This is a genomic window from Mycolicibacterium helvum (genome assembly GCF_010731895.1).
Classification (GTDB): Bacteria; Actinomycetota; Actinomycetes; order Mycobacteriales; family Mycobacteriaceae; genus Mycobacterium; species Mycobacterium helvum.
In genome coordinates this window covers 1,188,420-1,203,605 of record NZ_AP022596.1, presented here as the reverse complement: position 1 = coordinate 1,203,605, position 15,186 = coordinate 1,188,420, and the positions used below count along the sequence as shown (strand labels likewise).

The window sequence follows — 15,186 nt, the reverse complement described above, 5'->3', positions numbered from 1 at the left end:
GCCGCGATAGATTCGGGCCCATGCAGTGCACCATGCAGTCCTTTCCCCTGACCGTCGCCGCGATCCTGCGCCACGCCGTCACCGTCCACGGCGACCGGACGGTGACCACCGCAACCGGCGGTGGCTACCGGCACGCCACCTACCGGGAGGTTGGCCAGCAGGCCGGTCGGCTGGCCAACGCGCTGCGGCGCCTGGGCGTGCAGGGTGACCAGCGCGTCGCCACTTTCATGTGGAACAACCAGGAACACCTGGAGGCCTACGTCGCGGTGCCGTCGATGGGGGCCGTGCTGCACACGCTGAACATCCGGCTTTCCCCTGAACAGATCGAGTTCGTCGCCTACGAGGCCGAGGACCAAGTGGTGATCGCCGATCTGTCGCTGGTGCCGATCCTGGCTCCGGTGTTAGCGCGGATGGAGACGGTGCACACCGTGATCGCCGTCGGCTCCGGAGATCTTGCCCCGCTGGCGGCCTGCGGCAAGCGGGTGGTGCGCTACGACGAGATCACCGCCGCGGAGTCGGCGGAGTTCGAGTGGCCGGACATCGATGAAAATTCGGCCGCTGCAATGTGTTACACCAGTGGTACTACCGGCCACCCAAAGGGGGTCGTGTACAGCCACCGGTCGAGCTACCTGCACTCGATGGCAGTCTGCAGTGGCAATGGCATGGGACTGAGCTTCTCGGACAAGGCGTTTCCGATCGTGCCGATGTTTCACGCCAATGCCTGGGGGCTGCCGTATGCGGCGCTGATGGCCGGCGCCGATATCGTGCTGCCCGACCGCTACATGGACGCCACGTCACTGGTGGATCTGATCGAGACGCAACGCCCCACGGTGGCCGGTGCGGTGCCCACGATCTGGAACGACGTGATGAACCACCTGGACCGCAACCCCGGCCACGACATCTCGTCGCTGCGGTTGGTTGCCTGTGGTGGGTCGGCGGTGCCGGTGTCGCTGATGAAGACGTTCGAAGAGCGCTACGGCGTGCAGATCCGCCAGCTGTGGGGGATGACCGAGACCTCGCCGATGGCCACTCTGGCCTGGCCTGCGCCGAATACACCGGAGGACAAGGTCTGGGAGGTCCGCGGTACACAGGGCCGGCCGATGTGCGGGGTCGAGGCTCGCATCGTCGACGACGGTGGTGCGGTGCTGCCCAACGACGGCGAGGCGGTGGGCGAGCTGGAGGTGCGCGGACCGTGGATCACCGGCTCGTACTACCGCAATACCGACGAGTCGAAGTTCCAGTCCGGCTGGCTGCGCACCGGTGACGTCGGCCGCATCGACGGGCAGGGGTACATCACGCTGACCGACCGGGCCAAGGACGTCATCAAGTCCGGCGGCGAGTGGATCTCCTCGGTAGAGCTGGAGAACCACCTGATCGCCCACCCGGCGGTACGGGAGGCGGCGGTGGTTGGTGTGCCCGACGAACGCTGGCAGGAACGTCCGCTGGCTGCGATCGTGCTTCATGAAGGCGCCGAGGTGTCCCCGGAGGAACTCCGGAACTTCCTGTCCGACAAGGTCGTTCGGTGGTGGCTGCCGGAGCGGTGGACATTCATCGAGGAGATTCCACGCACCAGCGTCGGCAAGTACGACAAGAAGACCATCCGGGCCAGGCATGCCGAAGACGTCTACGACGTCACGCACCTCTGACGTCGCGCCCGCGCAGGGCACTTCGCTCTCCCGGCGTTGTGGCACCCCAAATGCCGTGCTGTTCATTGGTCTCGATGGCGTGGGACCGGCAGCGTCGCAGCACCGGGCAGGCGTGCCAGATCTGCTTGGCCGCTGCCTCGTGCACGGATCGTTGCGCGCCCTTCTCGTTGGCGGGGGCTCTACTCATGCTCACCCGCTCGCCGGGTGGGACTGCCCATAACGCCGCCGAAACTTCTCGACCTGTCCAGCGGCGTCCACGATCCGGCGCTCGCCGGTCCAGAACGGGTGCGAGTCTGCGGTGACCTCCGCCATCACCAGGGGGTAGGTACGCACGCCGTCAGTTGTTTCGATATCGATGGTGCGCGACGTGGTCACCGTGGAGCGCGTCAAGAAGGTCGTGCCGGTGGTGGCGTCTTGGAAGACCACCGGACGGTAGTCCGGGTGAATGCCGGGTTTCATTGGTCTTCTCCGTGATTTCCTGCTGGCGTGGATAATTCGGGATGGGAAGGCGACTCGGTACAGGGTTCTTCGTGCCAGTCACCGAACGGGTCGGGGTAGCCGGGCCAGCGCTCAGGCCGGCCCATCTCGCTGTCGGTCAACAGTGCGTTGCCGAGTGCCTCGAGGATTTCCGCGCGTGCGGCTCCGCACATCAAGATGGTGACCGACGTTCGGCGATCGCCGTGGCGGTCGTCCCACACCAGGCCGGCCATCGCCCGGCGTTCGGGTTCGACGTAGGCGATCTCCGAGTCGCCCATTGCGGCCAGCCACTTCCCGGCGGAGCTGACCCGCAAGCCGCCACCGGCAGACTCAAGGAACATCACTTGATCGGGCTGATTGGCCAACCAGATTCGGCCGCGGGTGCGTACCACGCCGGTCAGCAGAACATCGACAGCGTCATGGAGGCGCTCCGGGTGAAAAGGCCGGTCAGCATTGAATTCGACGATGCCGACCTCGCCGTCGGCCTCTATCGGAGGCTGACCTGCCAATAGCGGGCCGAGCGGATCGCTACTGCGACCACGCCGCGCATCGCTGTCCAGATTCGCCGCCGCTTCCTCGAGATGCTCAGGCAGTTGGACGATCCATGCGCGAGGGGCCAGCCGGCGCAGCACCGCCAGAGTCCTGCGGTCCACCCGCGGGGCCACGATGATGTCGGCGAACTCGGCCTGGCCGACCACTGCCTGGGCCACGGTGCGCCCGTCGTCGAGTTCCTCGTCGCCGAGGGCCTGGGTCAGCCAGGTCGATGGCTCCAGACAAGTTATGACGGCAGCGATCTCGACATCGCGCGCGGCGGGCCCGTCGATGTAGCCGGGGCCCAGGCGGGTGCGGACATGGTTGACGGCCCAGCAGATCGGTTCGGGCTCCAACCACGGCGCCAGGTGCACGACGATCCTGTCCACATCGGCGCGGCGGTGCAGCCTGCGCAGGAGGAACAGCAGGTCATTGCGAACAGTGCACGAGAGACAGCCGTGCTGCAGTTCCAGGACGAAGTCGTCGGTAGTAGGGGTGCCGTTCCGGGTGTTGGTGAGCATGCGGTGCACAACGTGACCGTCGAAATGGTGACGCACGATCAGCGTTCTCTGGTTCCGCAACAGCATTCTGGCCGCGGCGTCGGTGTCGCCTTGTCCTGCGATGAGCACTACCGGGGTCCGCACCGCACCTCCCATATTGAAAACGATTGTCATTAGTGTCGATCACACGCTACAGTGCGAGTCGGCACTTGTCGAAAACCATTTTCAATAACCGGATCACTGGGAGGTATGCGATGTCTGCACGATGCCAAGTCACCGGGCGTTCACCGGGTTTCGGCAATGCGGTGTCGCACTCGCATCGGCGCACCAAGCGGCGATGGTCGCCCAACATCCAACTCAAGACCTACTACCTGCCCTCGGAGGGTCGACGCGTAAGGCTGCGCGTCAGTGCCAAGGGCATCAAGGTCATCGACCGCGACGGGATCGAAGCCGTGGTCGCGCGGCTTCGTCGGGAAGGACAGAAAATCTGATGGCACGCAACGAGGTTCGACCCACCGTGAAGCTCCGGTCGACAGCCGGCACCGGCTACACGTATGTCACCAAAAAGAACCGGCGCAGCGACCCCGACCGCATGGTGCTCCGAAAATACGACCCGGTGATCCGGCGTCACGTCGCGTTTCGCGAGGAGCGCTGAGGTGGCCAAGCGATCCAAGATCGTCAAGAACGACCAGCGCATCGCCATCGTCGCCCGATATGCCGAGCGCCGTGCGGAGCTGAAGAAGATCATCCGCTCGCCGCAGAGCACTGCCGAGCAGAAATTGCGTGCTCAGCAGGAATTGGCCAGCCAACCCCGGGATGCCAGTGCCGTCCGGGTGCGCAACCGCGACGCCGTCGACGGACGTCCCCGTGGGCATCTGCGGAAGTTCGGACTGTCGAGGGTGCGCGTGCGCGAGCTGGCCCACAAAGGGCAGCTACCCGGAGTACGGAAGGCGAGTTGGTGAAGTCCAAGAGCTCCCGCCGGCGGGCGGCCCCGATCGCAGATGCGAAGCCCAGGCGCAATCAACTGACGAGTATGGGATTGACGACGGTTGACTACAAGGACACCGCGACCTTGCGGGTGTTCATCTCCGAACGAGGAAAGATCCGGTCCCGCAGGGTCACTGGGCTGACCGTCGGTCAACAGCGCCAGGTTGCCATGGCGATCAAGAATGCCAGGGAGATGGCGCTGCTCCCATACCCCGCCGCGGCTTCGAGGTAGGAGGACGGCATCTCATGAGACTGGTCGCCGTCAGCGCTCGGCGCGCTGGTAGGCGGTGACGACGGCCGCTCCGCCCAGCCCGATGTTGTGCTGCAGCGCGGCCGTGACGTTGTCCACCTGCCGCTTGTCGGCGGTGCCGCGCAGCTGCCAGGTCAACTCGGCGCACTGCGCCAGACCGGTCGCACCCAGCGGGTGGCCCTTGGAGATCAGCCCACCCGACGGGTTGACCACCCAGCGGCCGCCGTAGGTGGTGTCGTTGTTGTCGATCAGCGACGGCGCCTCGCCCTCGCCGCACAGCCCAAGGGCCTCATAGAGCAGCAACTCGTTGGCCGAGAAGCAGTCATGCAACTCGATGACCTGGAAGTCCGCCGGGCCGAGGCCGGACTGGTCGTAAACCTGTTGGGCAGCCTGAACATTCATGTCGTGGCCGATGATGTTGGCGGCGCTGCCATCGAACGTCGACGCGAAGTCGGTGGTCATCGCCTGCCCGACGATCTCCACGGCCTGATCGGCCAGGCCGTGCTTGTCGACGAACGCCTCGCTGACCACAATCGCCGCACCGGAGCCGTCCGAGGTGGGGGAGCACTGCAGCTTGGTCAGCGGATCCGAGATCATCTTCGCGCCCAGGATGTCGTCGAGGGTGTACTCCTCCTGGAACTGCGCGTACGGGTTGTTGACCGAATGCTTGTGGTTCTTGTACCCGATCTTCGCGAAATGCTCCGCGGTGGTGCCGTACTTCTTCATGTGCTCGCGGCCGGCCGCGCCGAACATCCACGGCGCCACCGGAAATGACATTGCGTCGGTCTCGTTGAGGGCGACGATGTGGCGCATCAACGGCGATTCGCGGTCGTCCGCGCCACCGCCCAGCGAGCCGGGCTGCATCTTCTCGAAACCTAGAGCGATCGTGCAATCGGCTAACCCGCCACGGATACTCTGCGCGGCCAGATACAGCGCGGTCGATCCCGTCGAACAGTTGTTGTTGACGTTCACGATCGGGATGCCGGTCATGCCGAGTTCGTAGAGCGCACGCTGTCCAGAGGTGGAGTCACCCGAGCAGTAGCCGACGAAGCCTTGCTGCACGTGCGCGTAGTCGATGCCGGCGTCGGCCAGCGCTTTGTTGCCCGATTCATTGGCCATTTGGGGGTAGTCCCAGCCTTCGCGGCGGCCCGGCTTTTCGAATTTGGTCATTCCGACCCCGACGACGAAAACTCTGTTCGGCATGGCAAACCCTTCCGTCCGCACCGACGCAATCCTTGGAACATACTCCGCGCTCGCGGGGGAGTCGTGTACATGTAGTTGTAACACGTTCTAGTTTTTCTGGAGGTCCAGCAATGGCGTTGCGGGTCGTGCAGTGGGCAACCGGCTCTGTTGGGGTGGCGGCGATCAAGGGTGTGCTCGAACATCCCGAACTCGAACTGGTCGGCTGCTGGGTGCATTCCAAGGACAAGGCAGGCAAGGACGTCGGCGAGATCATCGGCACCCCGCCGCTGGGGGTGACGGCCACCAACAGCCTGGACGATATCCTCGCGCTGGACGCCGACGCGGTGATCTACGCGCCGCTGCTGCCCAACCTCGACGAGGTGACCGCACTACTGCGATCGGGCAAAAACGTGGTCAGCCCGGTCGGCTGGTTCTACCCGAGTGAATCCGAAGCCGCCCCGCTGGAGGCCGCGGCCCGCGAGGGCAACGCCACCCTGCATGGCGCAGGCATCGGGCCTGGCGCGGCCACCGAGCTGTTCCCGCTGCTGCTATCGGTGATGTCCACCGGCGTGACGTATGTGCGCGCCGAGGAATACTCCGACCTGCGCACCTACGGCGCCCCGGATGTGCTGCGTCATGTGATGGGATTCGGTGGCACACCGGAGAGCGCACTGACCGGGCCCATGCAGAAGCTGCTCAACGGCGGCTTCTTCCAATCGGTTCGGCTGATCGTGGACCGCCTGGGATTCGCCGCCGAACCGCAGATCCGCACCTCCCAGGAGATCGCGGTGGCGACCGCACCCATCGATTCACCGATCGGCGTGATCGAACCCGGCCAGGTCGCCGGTCGGCGTTTCCACTGGGATGCCGTGGTGACCAACACCATCGTCGTGCGCATCACCGTCAACTGGTTGATGGGCGAGGAAAATATGGATCCGCCATGGTCTTTCGGCCCGGCGGGGGAGCGCTACGAGATGGAGGTGCGGGGCAACCCGAACACCTTCGTCACAGTCAAGGGCTGGCAGCCCGAAAGCGTCGAGGAAGGGTTGGTGAGCAACCCGGGCGTCGTGGCCACCGCCGCGCACTGCGTCAACGCCATCCCAGCGACCTGTGCGGCCGAGCCGGGCATCGCCAGCTTCTTCGATCTGCCGCTGATCACCGGACGCGCGGCGCCGCAGCTGTCGCGCTGACACTGCCTGCTGCGCTAGGACTCCAGCACCGCCGCAGGCCCGCGCTGCATCAGCTGACGGCCGATGATGATGCGCTGAATCTCGCTGGCGCCCTCCCAGATTCGCTCCACGCGTAGCTCCCGGAACATCCGTTCGGCAACGTTCTCGCGCATATAGCCGCGCCCGCCGAAGATCTGCACTGCACGGTCGGCGACCCGGCCGGCCATCTCCGAGCAGTACAGCTTGGCCATCGAGGCCTGACCGTGCAGCGCCTTACGATCCAATCCGGCATCGATACCCCGGGCCACCTCGTAGAGCAGGCTGCGGGCGGCGAACAATTCGGTTGCGCTGTCGGCGAGCATGCCGGCCACCAGCTGGTGTTCTCCGAGTGGCTTACCGTCGACGATGCGATCCTTTGCGAACGCGGTCATCTCGTCGACCAGGCGCTGGGCGGCACCCACGCAGCGGGACGCCACCATGATTCGTTCGAAGCGGAACCAGTCCTGGGTGAACGTCATGCCCTCACCCTCGGCACCGACCAGATGGCTCACGGGGACCCGTACATCGGTGAACGACACGATCGGATGTTCGTCGGGGATGTTGTGCGAGTAATGCGGTGTGCGCACCACTTCGACTCCGGGCCAGGGCAGATCGACGACCAGCAGGACATGGTCACCCTCGTGCGGCCCGCCGACCAGGACCGCCTGGACGAAGACGTACTCGGCCAGGTTGAACGACGTGACGTGCCACTTGATCCCGTTGATGACGTATTCGTCGCCGTCACGACGGGCGGTGGTTTCCAGCGCCGAGACGTCCGAGCCGGCGAACTCCTCGGTGATCGCATACGCCTCGTGCTTTTCTCCGCGCACCGCAGGCAGCAGCCAGCGGTGCTTCTGGTAGTCGGTGGCCACCCCGGCCCACCACTGCGGCGGCGTGTGCATCACCCAGGCGATCGCGTTGGTGACTCGGCCCACCTGCTCCTGTACCAGAACCTGTTGCAGGGCAGTGAATCCGGGACCGCCGACCGAAGTGGGCATGTTGGTGGCATACAGGCCCAGCTCGATGGCTTTGGCGTGGTGCTCGGCGGTCAGCTCCTTGGGCAGCTGGCCGCCGGCCATCTCGGCTTCGGCTTCGTAGGGGATCAGAGTTTCGACGAATTCGCGGGCGGTGTCGCGGATCCGTCGGTCTTGCGCTGTCAACCCGTACATTCGCGGTGCTCTCTGCTCGCTGGAAGCTATTGACTGATCGTTCAGTCTATGTCACGGTCTTGAGGTATGACCAGCAGTCACAGTGCGGATGTTGTGGTGGTCGGTGGCGGCACGGTCGGGGCGTGGACGGCGGTCCAGCTCGCCGAACGTGGGGCCGGCCACGTCGTGCTGCTCGAATCTCAGACGTTGGGTGACGGCGCCAGCAGCCGTGCGGCCGGCATGGTCCGCGCGCAGGGCGGCACCGAGACCGCGATCCGCCTCGGCCTGCGCAGCCAGGAGTTTTACACCGCCTCACGCGAGCGCTACCCATTGGATTGCGGCTTCGTCGCGCAGGGCTACCTGATGCCGTGCTTCACCGATGTCGAGGTGCAACAAGCGCACGAGCGGATCGCCTTGCAACAGCGGCTCGGGCTGACGGTCGAATGGCTGTCCAGCTCCGATATCGACGACCGCAGTACCGGTTTGGCGCCGGGCGTGACGGCCGGCGGCTCGTACGCGCCCGGCGACGGGTACATCAACGCCCCACGCAATGTGCTGGCGTACGCCGCGGCGCTGACCGCACACCGAGTCGACGTCCGCGAACGCTGTGCGTTCACCGGTCTACGGGTGGCCAAGGGGCGAGTCATCGGCGTCGACACCGCCGACGGGCCCATCGAGACCAACCGGGTGGTGCTCACCGGCGGCCCGCTTCTCGGCGAGGTCGGTGTGACGGCCGGCGGACGTATCCCCGCCGGCGGCTCCCGGCATCAGGTCGTGGTCACCGAACCACTGCGCGATGCCAACATCGACGAACTGCCCATGGTGTTCGACGTCAGTGAAGGGATTTATTGGCGCCCAGGCGAATACGGCGGCGTGCTGTGGGGGATGAGCAACCCCGACGAACAGCCCGGCGAGGCTACCGAATTCGACTGGACCTACTACCAGAAGGCACTCGCCCGCATCGAGTCACTGTTCCCGCCGGTGCGTGGACTCGGGCTTCGGCGCACCTGGGCGGCGACGATCGACTACACAGGAGACCACCTGCCGATCCTGGGGCCACTGCTGACCGACGACGGTGCGATAGACGGCACCGTGGTGGCCTGTGCGGCCGGGCACGGCATGATGTGGGGCCCAGCGGTTGCCGAGGCCGCCGCCGACGTCACGCTCAAAGGCGAATGTGACTGGCTGGACCTGACCGACCTCGGGTTGGACCGCTTCGACGCGGACGGAAACAGTCGCCTCGAGCCCGAACCGATTTCCCTGCCGTTCCCCGAACACGCCTGACAACGAAAGGTTTTCCACCATGACCGCTGCAGTTCTGACCACCGTCCTGGCCAATGCGGCCGATGCCGAGCTCGAGGACTGGGGCCCGCTGGACGAGGCCACCGGTTCCCCGATGGCGACCCACGGTCTCGAGGTCTGGGTCGACGGTGACAAATCGGCCGGTATCTGGCAGTGTGCCCCCGGCCCATCGCACTGGACGCTGGAGACCAACGAGGTGATCTACGTGGTGTCGGGGCGGATGACAGTCACCCCGGACGGGGGCGAGCCCAGTGAGGTGGGCGCCGGCGACCTCGCCGTCTTCCCAGTGGGCTGGACCGGCACCTGGCAGATCCACGAAACCCTGCGCAAGGCCTACGCGATCTTCTGACCGTCGCGCCTACCGCGCGCGCGGGATCACCAAGGCGTCGACGGCGACCACACCGGCGGCCGACGCGATGACGGGGTTGGCTTCCGCCGCGTCGAGGTGCTCGCCGAGTTCAATCGCCAATTGCGAGAATCCGACGATGGCATCGGCCAGCGCGTCCACGTCGACCGGCGGCGCCCCGCGCCAGCCGGCCAGCAGCGGCGCGGTGTGCAACGAACGTAGCAGCGCCATGGCGGCCTCTCGGCTGACCGGTGCACAGGCAACCGCACGGTCGGCCAGCAGTTCCACCAGTGTGCCGCCGGCAGCGACCACGACCAGCGGACCGAAGTTGGCGTCGCGCACCACCCCCAGCGAGATCTCCACACCCGAAGGGGCCATCGCGTCGACGTTGACTCCCGATCCCAGTCTGCTCGCCATCTCCAGATAAGCCGCACCGAGCGAGTCGGCGTCCGGGATGCCGAGGACCACCCCGCCGACATCGCTCTTATGTTCACTGCCTTGAGTTTTCAGCGCCACCGGATAGCCGACTGCCGCTGCCGCTGCCAGCGCCCCGGCAACGTCGTGGGCGGTGCGCGACCGCGTCACCGGGATGCTGTAGTCGGCGAGCAGAGCGAAGGCAGTCGGAGCGTCCCAGCCGGGCTGGGCCAGCCTGCTCGCCCAGCGTTGCGCACGCTCGCCGTCGATCGCGGGGGCTTCTGCCGACACCGGTGCTGGCCAGCACGCCAGGTGGCCCAGAGCCGCGATACCGCTTCTGGTACCTTCGAGCACGGGAATACCGTTGCTGCGCAGCCGCTTCGCGGTAGATACATCGACCGCCGACGGCACGGAGGTTAGCACCGCCAACGGACTATCGCTGCCGGCCGCGATGTCCAGCACTGCGTCAGCGTAGGCGGTGTCATCGTCGAACTCGGTGACCAGATCGACGGCCAACGCGGTAACCGCAATCCCGGGATCATCGACGAATGCCCGCAGGCAGCCGCCGAACAATGCGTGGGTGTCGGCGCCGGTGCCCCACACGTCGAGCGGATTGCCCGGCGCCAGTCCCTCGTCGAGCAGCTCGCCGACGGCGGCCAGCGTGGGAGCGGCCAGTTCGGCGAAATCCACGCCGAGATCGTGGGCGATATCGGCGCACAGCGCACGTTCAGCCCCCGAGTCGTGCACCGTCGCGATCCCGTGCGATCCGGGTCGGCGACGCCGACCGGCCTCGAAAAGCTCTATGGTGTCGGTTAATTCGGCCATGTCTGACACCCGAATGGCGCCGGTGTCGGCGCAGAACGCCTGCCAGCCCGCGGCATCGCCGGCCAGCGCACCGGAGTGTGCGGCGACCATGGCACGCCCGCGCGGCGAGTGGCCGACCGGCAGGATCACCACCGGGATGCCCCGCTGGGCGGCACGGTGCAGCCCCGCCCGCAACCTGCCCACCGACCGCGGAGTCTCCAGCAGCAGCGCAATCACCGTGGTGTCCGGGTCCTCGACGATGTAGTCCACGTAGTCGGCGGTGTCGGTGACCAGCTCCTGACCAGACGAGACCGCCAGCCGGAACCCGAATCCGCGGCCGGCCCGCAAGATAGTGGAGAACGCCGACCCGGAATGCGTCACCAGCGAAACCCCGCCCGGTGGTAGGGGATCGGGCTCGAGGTAGCCCAGCGCGCGCAGACCGGTGGCGTTGTTGACGAACCCCATGCAGCCCGCACCGCACACGGCCATCCCCGCTTCGGCGGCGGTGACCGTGACCGCCTGGCGCAACGCGGCACCGTGCGCGGAACCGAAGATGACCGCCGACCCTGCCCCGACCGCCACCGCGGACTTCAGCTCGTCGAGCAGGGCGGCGTCGGGAACGCCGAGCAGCACCAGGTCGACGGGTTCGTCGAGCGCGTTCAGCGACGGTGCGCAGGCGATGCCGTCGATGCTGTCGTAGCGCGGGTTCACCAAATGCATGCGGGCCGAGCTCCGGCGGGCCTCGATGATCATTCGCTCGCCGAAGCTGCCCGGCCTCGGACTGGCCCCGACCAGTGCCACCGAGCGGGCCCCCAGCATGCCGGCGACCGGGGAGGGAGTCAGGAGCGCCTGCCCAGCTTCGACAGCAGTCGCCGCTCGCCGCGCTTCTTGTCGGCCAGCGCAGCTTTGGCCGCCTGCCAGCCGGGGATACCGCACACCCCGCCGCCGGCATGGGTGGCCGAACTGCCGTTGTACAGACCGGCAATCGGGGTGCGATAGTCGGCGAACCCGGGTGCGGGACGCATATGGAAGAGTTGCTCCAGCGACAACTCGCCGTGGAAGATGTTGCCGCCGATCAGCCCGTACTCCACTTCCATCTCGTGCGGGCCGACGATGTCGCGGTGCAGGATCGAACCCTTGAAACCGGGCGCGACCTGGTCGTAGAGATCGATCAGGCGATCGGCGTAGGCGTCCAGCTCTTCGGTGTGCGGCGCGTTGGCCCATTCGGCCGGCACCCACTGGGTGAAGAGCGACATGATATGTGTGCCATCGGGATTCAGCGTCTTGTCCAACGTGGTCGGGATCACGCCGTCGCTGAACGGGGCCAGGGCGGGCCGCCCGGCGCGGGCGTCCTGGAACGCGGCCTCGATGTACTCCATGGTTGGTGCCATCTCCACCGAGCCGGTGTGGTGCTCGGCGATACCCTCGCTCGGATTGGCCGTGAAGTTGGGCAGTTCGCCCAGTGCCAGGTTGATCTTCACCACGCCGCTGCGCGTCTTCCAGTGCTCGATGTCCTTGATGAAGTCACCGGGCAATTCCTGGCGCGGGATCTGATCCAGGAACGCGGTGCGCGGGTGCAGCGTCGTGACCACCACCGGTGCCAGCAGCTCGTCGCCGTTGTCCAGGACCACGCCCTCGATTCGACCGCCCCGCACCAGCATCCGGGATACTCGAGCATTGGTGCGGATCTCGGCGCCGAAGCTCCGGGCGGAGCGGGCGATGGCTTCCGATACCGCTCCCATGCCCCCCTCGGGGTAGCCCCAGCTGCCGAGCTGGCCGTCGCCGACGTCGCCGATAGAGTGATGCGCCATCACGTAGGCGGTGCCGGGCTCGTACGGTCCCGCCCACGTGCCGATGACGCCGTTGACCGCCAGCGCGCCTTTGATTTGCGGTGATTCGAACCAGTCGTCGAGCAGGTCGGCGATGCTCATGGTCAGCAGCCGGGTGACGTCGCCCATCATCCGGGTGGTCATCGCACGCTGGCTCCAGCCGAGTTTCGCGAGGTCGAGCAGATCAGCCGGCTTGTGGGAACCGATATTGGGTGGCACCTGCGTCAGAAGTGGGCCCATGACGTCGGCGATGCCTTCCAGCCAGGCATTCCACTTCGGCCAGGTGTCCGCGTCCTTCTTGGAGAATTTGGCCAGTTCCTCGTGGGTGCGGGCGGGGTCGTCTTCGTAGATGGTCAGCGACCCGCCCTCGGGAAATGCCTGGTAGTACGGGCCCATCGGGTGCACCTTGTAGCCGTGGCGGTCCAGGCTCAGGTCGGCCACGATGGTCGGCGGCATCAGACTCATCACGTACGAGAGCCGGGTGACCCGAAGGTGTGGTGCGTCCTGCCATGGCGCTTCTGTGGTGGCCGCACCGCCCAGTGCACCCCGCGACTCCAGAACGACTGTCTTGGCGCCCGAGCGTGCGAGATAGGCGGCCGAGACCAGTCCGTTGTGACCGCCGCCGATGACGATGGCGTCGTACGTGTTCGACATGGCGCTCTACTTTCGTCAGCCCGAACGGGCATCTTTGACTGACTGTTCAATCTAACCAAGTGTTAGGCTTTCAACAAGTGCCAGCGCAGGCATTGTTGAAGGGGAGTACGACGAAATGGCAGAACCAGCACCCGCGACAGAGGGCAACGAGGCGAGACGGATCCAGATGCTGCGCGCCGCAGCGGAGCTCATTTGCGAACGCGGTTTCTCGGAGACGCGAATCTCCGATGTCGCGAAACGAGCCGGGGTCAGCTCGGCGTTGGTCATCTACTACTTCGGCACCCGCGATCGGCTGCTCGTCGACGCTCTGAGATATTCGGAGGAATCGTTCTACGAGGCGGCCGAACAGATGCTGGCTGAGGTGCCGTCATTGCGGGACCGGCTGTCGCTGTTGATCCAGTGGACCTGCGTCCCGGAGGCGGAGAACGAGATCCCCGGCGCCTGGGGCCTGTGGTTTGATCTGTGGGCGCTGGCCTTCCGGCACGACGAGGTCAAGGCCGGCCGGGTGGAGCTCGACGCGCGCTGGCGCCGGATGATCGTCGATGTGGTCCAATCGGCCGAGCTGGAATCCGATGTCGACGCGCGGATGTTCGCCCTGGAGTTCTCGGCGCTGCTGGACGGGTTGTCGATCCAGGTCGCACTGGAGGACCCGGAAGTCGACTCGAAGGTGGCCTACGACATCGCGATGCGCTTCGCCGAACGGGAGCTGGCTCCGCCGCGGGAGGAACGTCGTCCGGTGGCGGCGGGTCGCGGCCGGCGGTCCCGCTAAACCGGGCTGGCGACGAGTTCTGCCGCCGGATCGTTGATGACGGCCGCAGCACTTCGGGCCAGCACGCGCACCGCATCGTTGGTGCATACACAGGTGACCGCCATCCCGGCGCTCAAGGCCACTGAGCCCGGCCCGGCTTGGTTGGGGACATCGACAACGAGTGCGCATGCTTCCCCGACGGTGACGTGAACCTGGGTCGATGCCCCGTGATAGACGACCTGGGCCACGGTCCCATTGATCGCGTTGTGCCCGGCTGATACCGGGTCGTCGGGGGATTGCAGGGTGATGCGTTCCGGGCGGATGACGATGGCCGCCGGGCCGGGCTTGCATGAGGTGTCCACCACGGCGCCGAGTCTGGTAGCCAGCGCCGAGCACAGCGCCGTTCCGTCGTTGCTCTCGAGGATGTCGGCGTCGAAAATATTTGCTGCGCCGAGGAATCCGGCCACGTAGGTGGTTGCCGGGGCGGAGTAGATCTCCTGCGGCGGGCCGACTTGTTCGACGCGTCCCTCGGCCAGCACGGCGATCTGATCGCTCATCGTGAGCGCCTCGTCCTGGTCATGGGTTACGTAGACGAACGTGATCTCGACCTCACGCTGTACGGCGCGCAGCTCGAGCTGGAGTTGCCTGCGCAGCTTGGCATCCAGCGCGCCGAGGGGCTCATCGAGCAGCAGCACGCGGGGTTGCAGCACCAGCGCGCGGGCCAGTGCGACGCGCTGCTGCTGGCCGCCGGAGAGTTGGGTGGGCCGGCGTTTGGCGAACCCGCTCATTCGGACCAGCTCGAGCGCTTCGCCCACGCGGCGCTTGGTCTCGTCCTTGGGAGTCTTCTTGTAGCGCAAGCCGAAGGCGACGTTGTCCCAGACTGTCATGAACGGGAACAGCGCGTAGGTCTGAAACACGGTGTTGACCGGACGTTTGTGGGGTGGATCCTGCGCGACGTCGCGGCCGTCGAGTTCGATGCTCCCGGAGTCGGGCTTCTCAAAGCCGGCGATCATCCGCAAGGTGGTGGTCTTACCGCAGCCGGATGCACCGAGAAGCGAATAGAATTGCCCCGCTGGGATATCCAGGTCGATACCCGTCACAGCGGGGACGCCGTCGAACGACTTCGCCAGCTGGTGCAGCCGGATCGCTCCGCCGGTCAC

At 66.3% G+C, this 15,186-nt stretch carries 17 protein-coding genes; 9 read left to right on the top strand and 8 right to left on the bottom strand.

Annotated features, from left to right (window positions below; translation table 11 throughout):
• The first annotated feature begins 20 nt into the window (after window positions 1–20).
• Window positions 21–1,646 (top strand): fatty acid--CoA ligase, encoded by a 1,626-nt coding sequence (locus G6N38_RS05420; protein WP_163746601.1) that lies wholly within the window; start codon window positions 21–23, stop codon window positions 1,644–1,646.
• Here G6N38_RS05420 and G6N38_RS05415 read toward each other — a convergent pair.
• Genes G6N38_RS05415 through mrf form a run of 3 tightly spaced genes read right to left on the bottom strand, consistent with a single transcriptional unit; the run spans window position 1,633 to window position 3,298 of the window.
• A complete protein-coding gene (locus G6N38_RS05415) occupies window positions 1,633–1,833 on the bottom strand; it encodes a WhiB family transcriptional regulator (RefSeq protein WP_163746600.1) in 201 nt (66 codons plus the stop codon). The two genes, G6N38_RS05420 and G6N38_RS05415, sit on opposite strands and share 14 nt — an antisense overlap.
• 2 nt (window positions 1,834–1,835) lie before the next feature.
• The gene (locus tag G6N38_RS05410) at window positions 1,836–2,105 is read right to left on the bottom strand and encodes a type B 50S ribosomal protein L31 (protein WP_163746599.1); all 270 of its coding nucleotides are present in this window, start codon (window positions 2,103–2,105) and stop codon (window positions 1,836–1,838) included.
• Entirely contained in the window at window positions 2,102–3,298 is a 1,197-nt protein-coding gene (gene mrf, locus G6N38_RS05405) for a ribosome hibernation factor-recruiting GTPase MRF (protein WP_163751818.1), read from the bottom strand. The genes G6N38_RS05410 and mrf overlap by 4 nt, the downstream gene beginning before the upstream one ends.
• A gap of 110 nt (window positions 3,299–3,408) precedes the next feature.
• Between mrf and rpmB the strand changes: the two genes are divergently transcribed.
• From rpmB to rpsR, 4 genes are read left to right on the top strand one after another with little or no spacing between them, the layout of a single operon-like run.
• The gene (gene rpmB, locus G6N38_RS05400) at window positions 3,409–3,645 is read left to right on the top strand and encodes a 50S ribosomal protein L28 (protein ID WP_163746598.1); all 237 of its coding nucleotides are present in this window, start codon (window positions 3,409–3,411) and stop codon (window positions 3,643–3,645) included.
• Window positions 3,645–3,809 (top strand): 50S ribosomal protein L33, encoded by a 165-nt coding sequence (rpmG, locus tag G6N38_RS05395; RefSeq protein ID WP_163746597.1) that lies wholly within the window; start codon window positions 3,645–3,647, stop codon window positions 3,807–3,809. The genes rpmB and rpmG overlap by 1 nt, the downstream gene beginning before the upstream one ends.
• A gap of 1 nt (window position 3,810) precedes the next feature.
• Window positions 3,811–4,116: a 30S ribosomal protein S14 gene (gene rpsN / locus G6N38_RS05390; RefSeq protein WP_163746596.1), complete on the top strand. Its 306-nt coding sequence runs from the start codon at window positions 3,811–3,813 to the stop codon at window positions 4,114–4,116.
• Window positions 4,110–4,373, top strand: a complete 264-nt coding sequence (rpsR, locus tag G6N38_RS05385; RefSeq protein ID WP_179968483.1) for a 30S ribosomal protein S18 — start codon at window positions 4,110–4,112, stop codon at window positions 4,371–4,373. Before rpsN ends, rpsR begins: the two co-directional genes overlap by 7 nt.
• A 30-nt stretch (window positions 4,374–4,403) precedes the next feature.
• Here rpsR and G6N38_RS05380 read toward each other — a convergent pair whose 3' ends face one another.
• On the bottom strand, window positions 4,404–5,594 hold the full coding sequence (locus G6N38_RS05380; RefSeq protein WP_163746594.1) for a lipid-transfer protein: 1,191 nt from the start codon (window positions 5,592–5,594) through the stop codon (window positions 4,404–4,406).
• A gap of 110 nt (window positions 5,595–5,704) precedes the next feature.
• On the opposite strand from G6N38_RS05380, the gene G6N38_RS05375 reads away from it, so the two are divergent.
• Window positions 5,705–6,763 (top strand): NAD(P)H-dependent amine dehydrogenase family protein, encoded by a 1,059-nt coding sequence (locus G6N38_RS05375; RefSeq protein WP_163746593.1) that lies wholly within the window; start codon window positions 5,705–5,707, stop codon window positions 6,761–6,763.
• A 14-nt stretch (window positions 6,764–6,777) separates the two neighbouring features.
• On the opposite strand, the gene G6N38_RS05370 is transcribed toward G6N38_RS05375, so the two are convergent.
• Window positions 6,778–7,950 (bottom strand): acyl-CoA dehydrogenase family protein, encoded by a 1,173-nt coding sequence (locus G6N38_RS05370; RefSeq protein WP_163746592.1) that lies wholly within the window; start codon window positions 7,948–7,950, stop codon window positions 6,778–6,780.
• A 66-nt stretch (window positions 7,951–8,016) separates the two neighbouring features.
• Here G6N38_RS05370 and G6N38_RS05365 point away from each other — a divergent pair, with 66 nt between their 5' ends.
• Together G6N38_RS05365 and G6N38_RS05360 are read left to right on the top strand one after the other, a co-directional pair.
• The gene (locus G6N38_RS05365; RefSeq protein ID WP_163746591.1) at window positions 8,017–9,213 is read left to right on the top strand and encodes an NAD(P)/FAD-dependent oxidoreductase; all 1,197 of its coding nucleotides are present in this window, start codon (window positions 8,017–8,019) and stop codon (window positions 9,211–9,213) included.
• A gap of 19 nt (window positions 9,214–9,232) precedes the next feature.
• Complete coding sequence (locus tag G6N38_RS05360; protein ID WP_163746590.1) at window positions 9,233–9,580, top strand: cupin domain-containing protein; 348 nt, start codon at window positions 9,233–9,235, stop codon at window positions 9,578–9,580.
• A gap of 9 nt (window positions 9,581–9,589) precedes the next feature.
• Here G6N38_RS05360 and G6N38_RS05355 read toward each other — a convergent pair whose 3' ends face one another.
• Both G6N38_RS05355 and G6N38_RS05350 read right to left on the bottom strand, forming a co-directional pair.
• Window positions 9,590–11,614, bottom strand: a complete 2,025-nt coding sequence (locus tag G6N38_RS05355; protein WP_163746589.1) for an acetate--CoA ligase family protein — start codon at window positions 11,612–11,614, stop codon at window positions 9,590–9,592.
• A 20-nt stretch (window positions 11,615–11,634) separates the two neighbouring features.
• Entirely contained in the window at window positions 11,635–13,278 is a 1,644-nt protein-coding gene (locus G6N38_RS05350; RefSeq protein WP_163746588.1) for a phytoene desaturase family protein, read from the bottom strand.
• 115 nt (window positions 13,279–13,393) lie between these two features.
• Here G6N38_RS05350 and G6N38_RS05345 point away from each other — a divergent pair, with 115 nt between their 5' ends.
• Window positions 13,394–14,047 carry a TetR/AcrR family transcriptional regulator gene (locus tag G6N38_RS05345; protein WP_163746587.1) on the top strand — a complete coding sequence of 218 codons (654 nt, stop codon included), beginning with the start codon at window positions 13,394–13,396 and terminating at the stop codon, window positions 14,045–14,047.
• Here the strand turns inward: G6N38_RS05345 and G6N38_RS05340 are convergent.
• Complete coding sequence (locus tag G6N38_RS05340) at window positions 14,044–15,186, bottom strand: ABC transporter ATP-binding protein (protein ID WP_163746586.1); 1,143 nt, start codon at window positions 15,184–15,186, stop codon at window positions 14,044–14,046. The genes G6N38_RS05345 and G6N38_RS05340 overlap by 4 nt on opposite strands.

Excerpts from the sequence above, each read along its gene's own strand:
- G6N38_RS05420 (WP_163746601.1), top strand. The coding sequence starts at position 21 with ATGCAGTGCACCATGCAGTCCTTTCCCCTGACCGTCGCCGCGATCCTG.
- G6N38_RS05415 (WP_163746600.1), bottom strand. The coding sequence starts at position 1,833 with ATGAGTAGAGCCCCCGCCAACGAGAAGGGCGCGCAACGATCCGTGCAC.
- G6N38_RS05410 (WP_163746599.1), bottom strand. The coding sequence starts at position 2,105 with ATGAAACCCGGCATTCACCCGGACTACCGTCCGGTGGTCTTCCAAGAC.
- rpmB (WP_163746598.1), top strand. The coding sequence starts at position 3,409 with ATGTCTGCACGATGCCAAGTCACCGGGCGTTCACCGGGTTTCGGCAAT.
- rpmG (WP_163746597.1), top strand. The coding sequence starts at position 3,645 with ATGGCACGCAACGAGGTTCGACCCACCGTGAAGCTCCGGTCGACAGCC.
- G6N38_RS05380 (WP_163746594.1), bottom strand. The coding sequence starts at position 5,594 with ATGCCGAACAGAGTTTTCGTCGTCGGGGTCGGAATGACCAAATTCGAA.
- G6N38_RS05375 (WP_163746593.1), top strand. The coding sequence starts at position 5,705 with ATGGCGTTGCGGGTCGTGCAGTGGGCAACCGGCTCTGTTGGGGTGGCG.
- G6N38_RS05370 (WP_163746592.1), bottom strand. The coding sequence starts at position 7,950 with ATGTACGGGTTGACAGCGCAAGACCGACGGATCCGCGACACCGCCCGC.
- G6N38_RS05365 (WP_163746591.1), top strand. The coding sequence starts at position 8,017 with ATGACCAGCAGTCACAGTGCGGATGTTGTGGTGGTCGGTGGCGGCACG.
- G6N38_RS05360 (WP_163746590.1), top strand. The coding sequence starts at position 9,233 with ATGACCGCTGCAGTTCTGACCACCGTCCTGGCCAATGCGGCCGATGCC.
- G6N38_RS05355 (WP_163746589.1), bottom strand. The coding sequence starts at position 11,614 with ATGCTGGGGGCCCGCTCGGTGGCACTGGTCGGGGCCAGTCCGAGGCCG.
- G6N38_RS05350 (WP_163746588.1), bottom strand. The coding sequence starts at position 13,278 with ATGTCGAACACGTACGACGCCATCGTCATCGGCGGCGGTCACAACGGA.
- G6N38_RS05345 (WP_163746587.1), top strand. The coding sequence starts at position 13,394 with ATGGCAGAACCAGCACCCGCGACAGAGGGCAACGAGGCGAGACGGATC.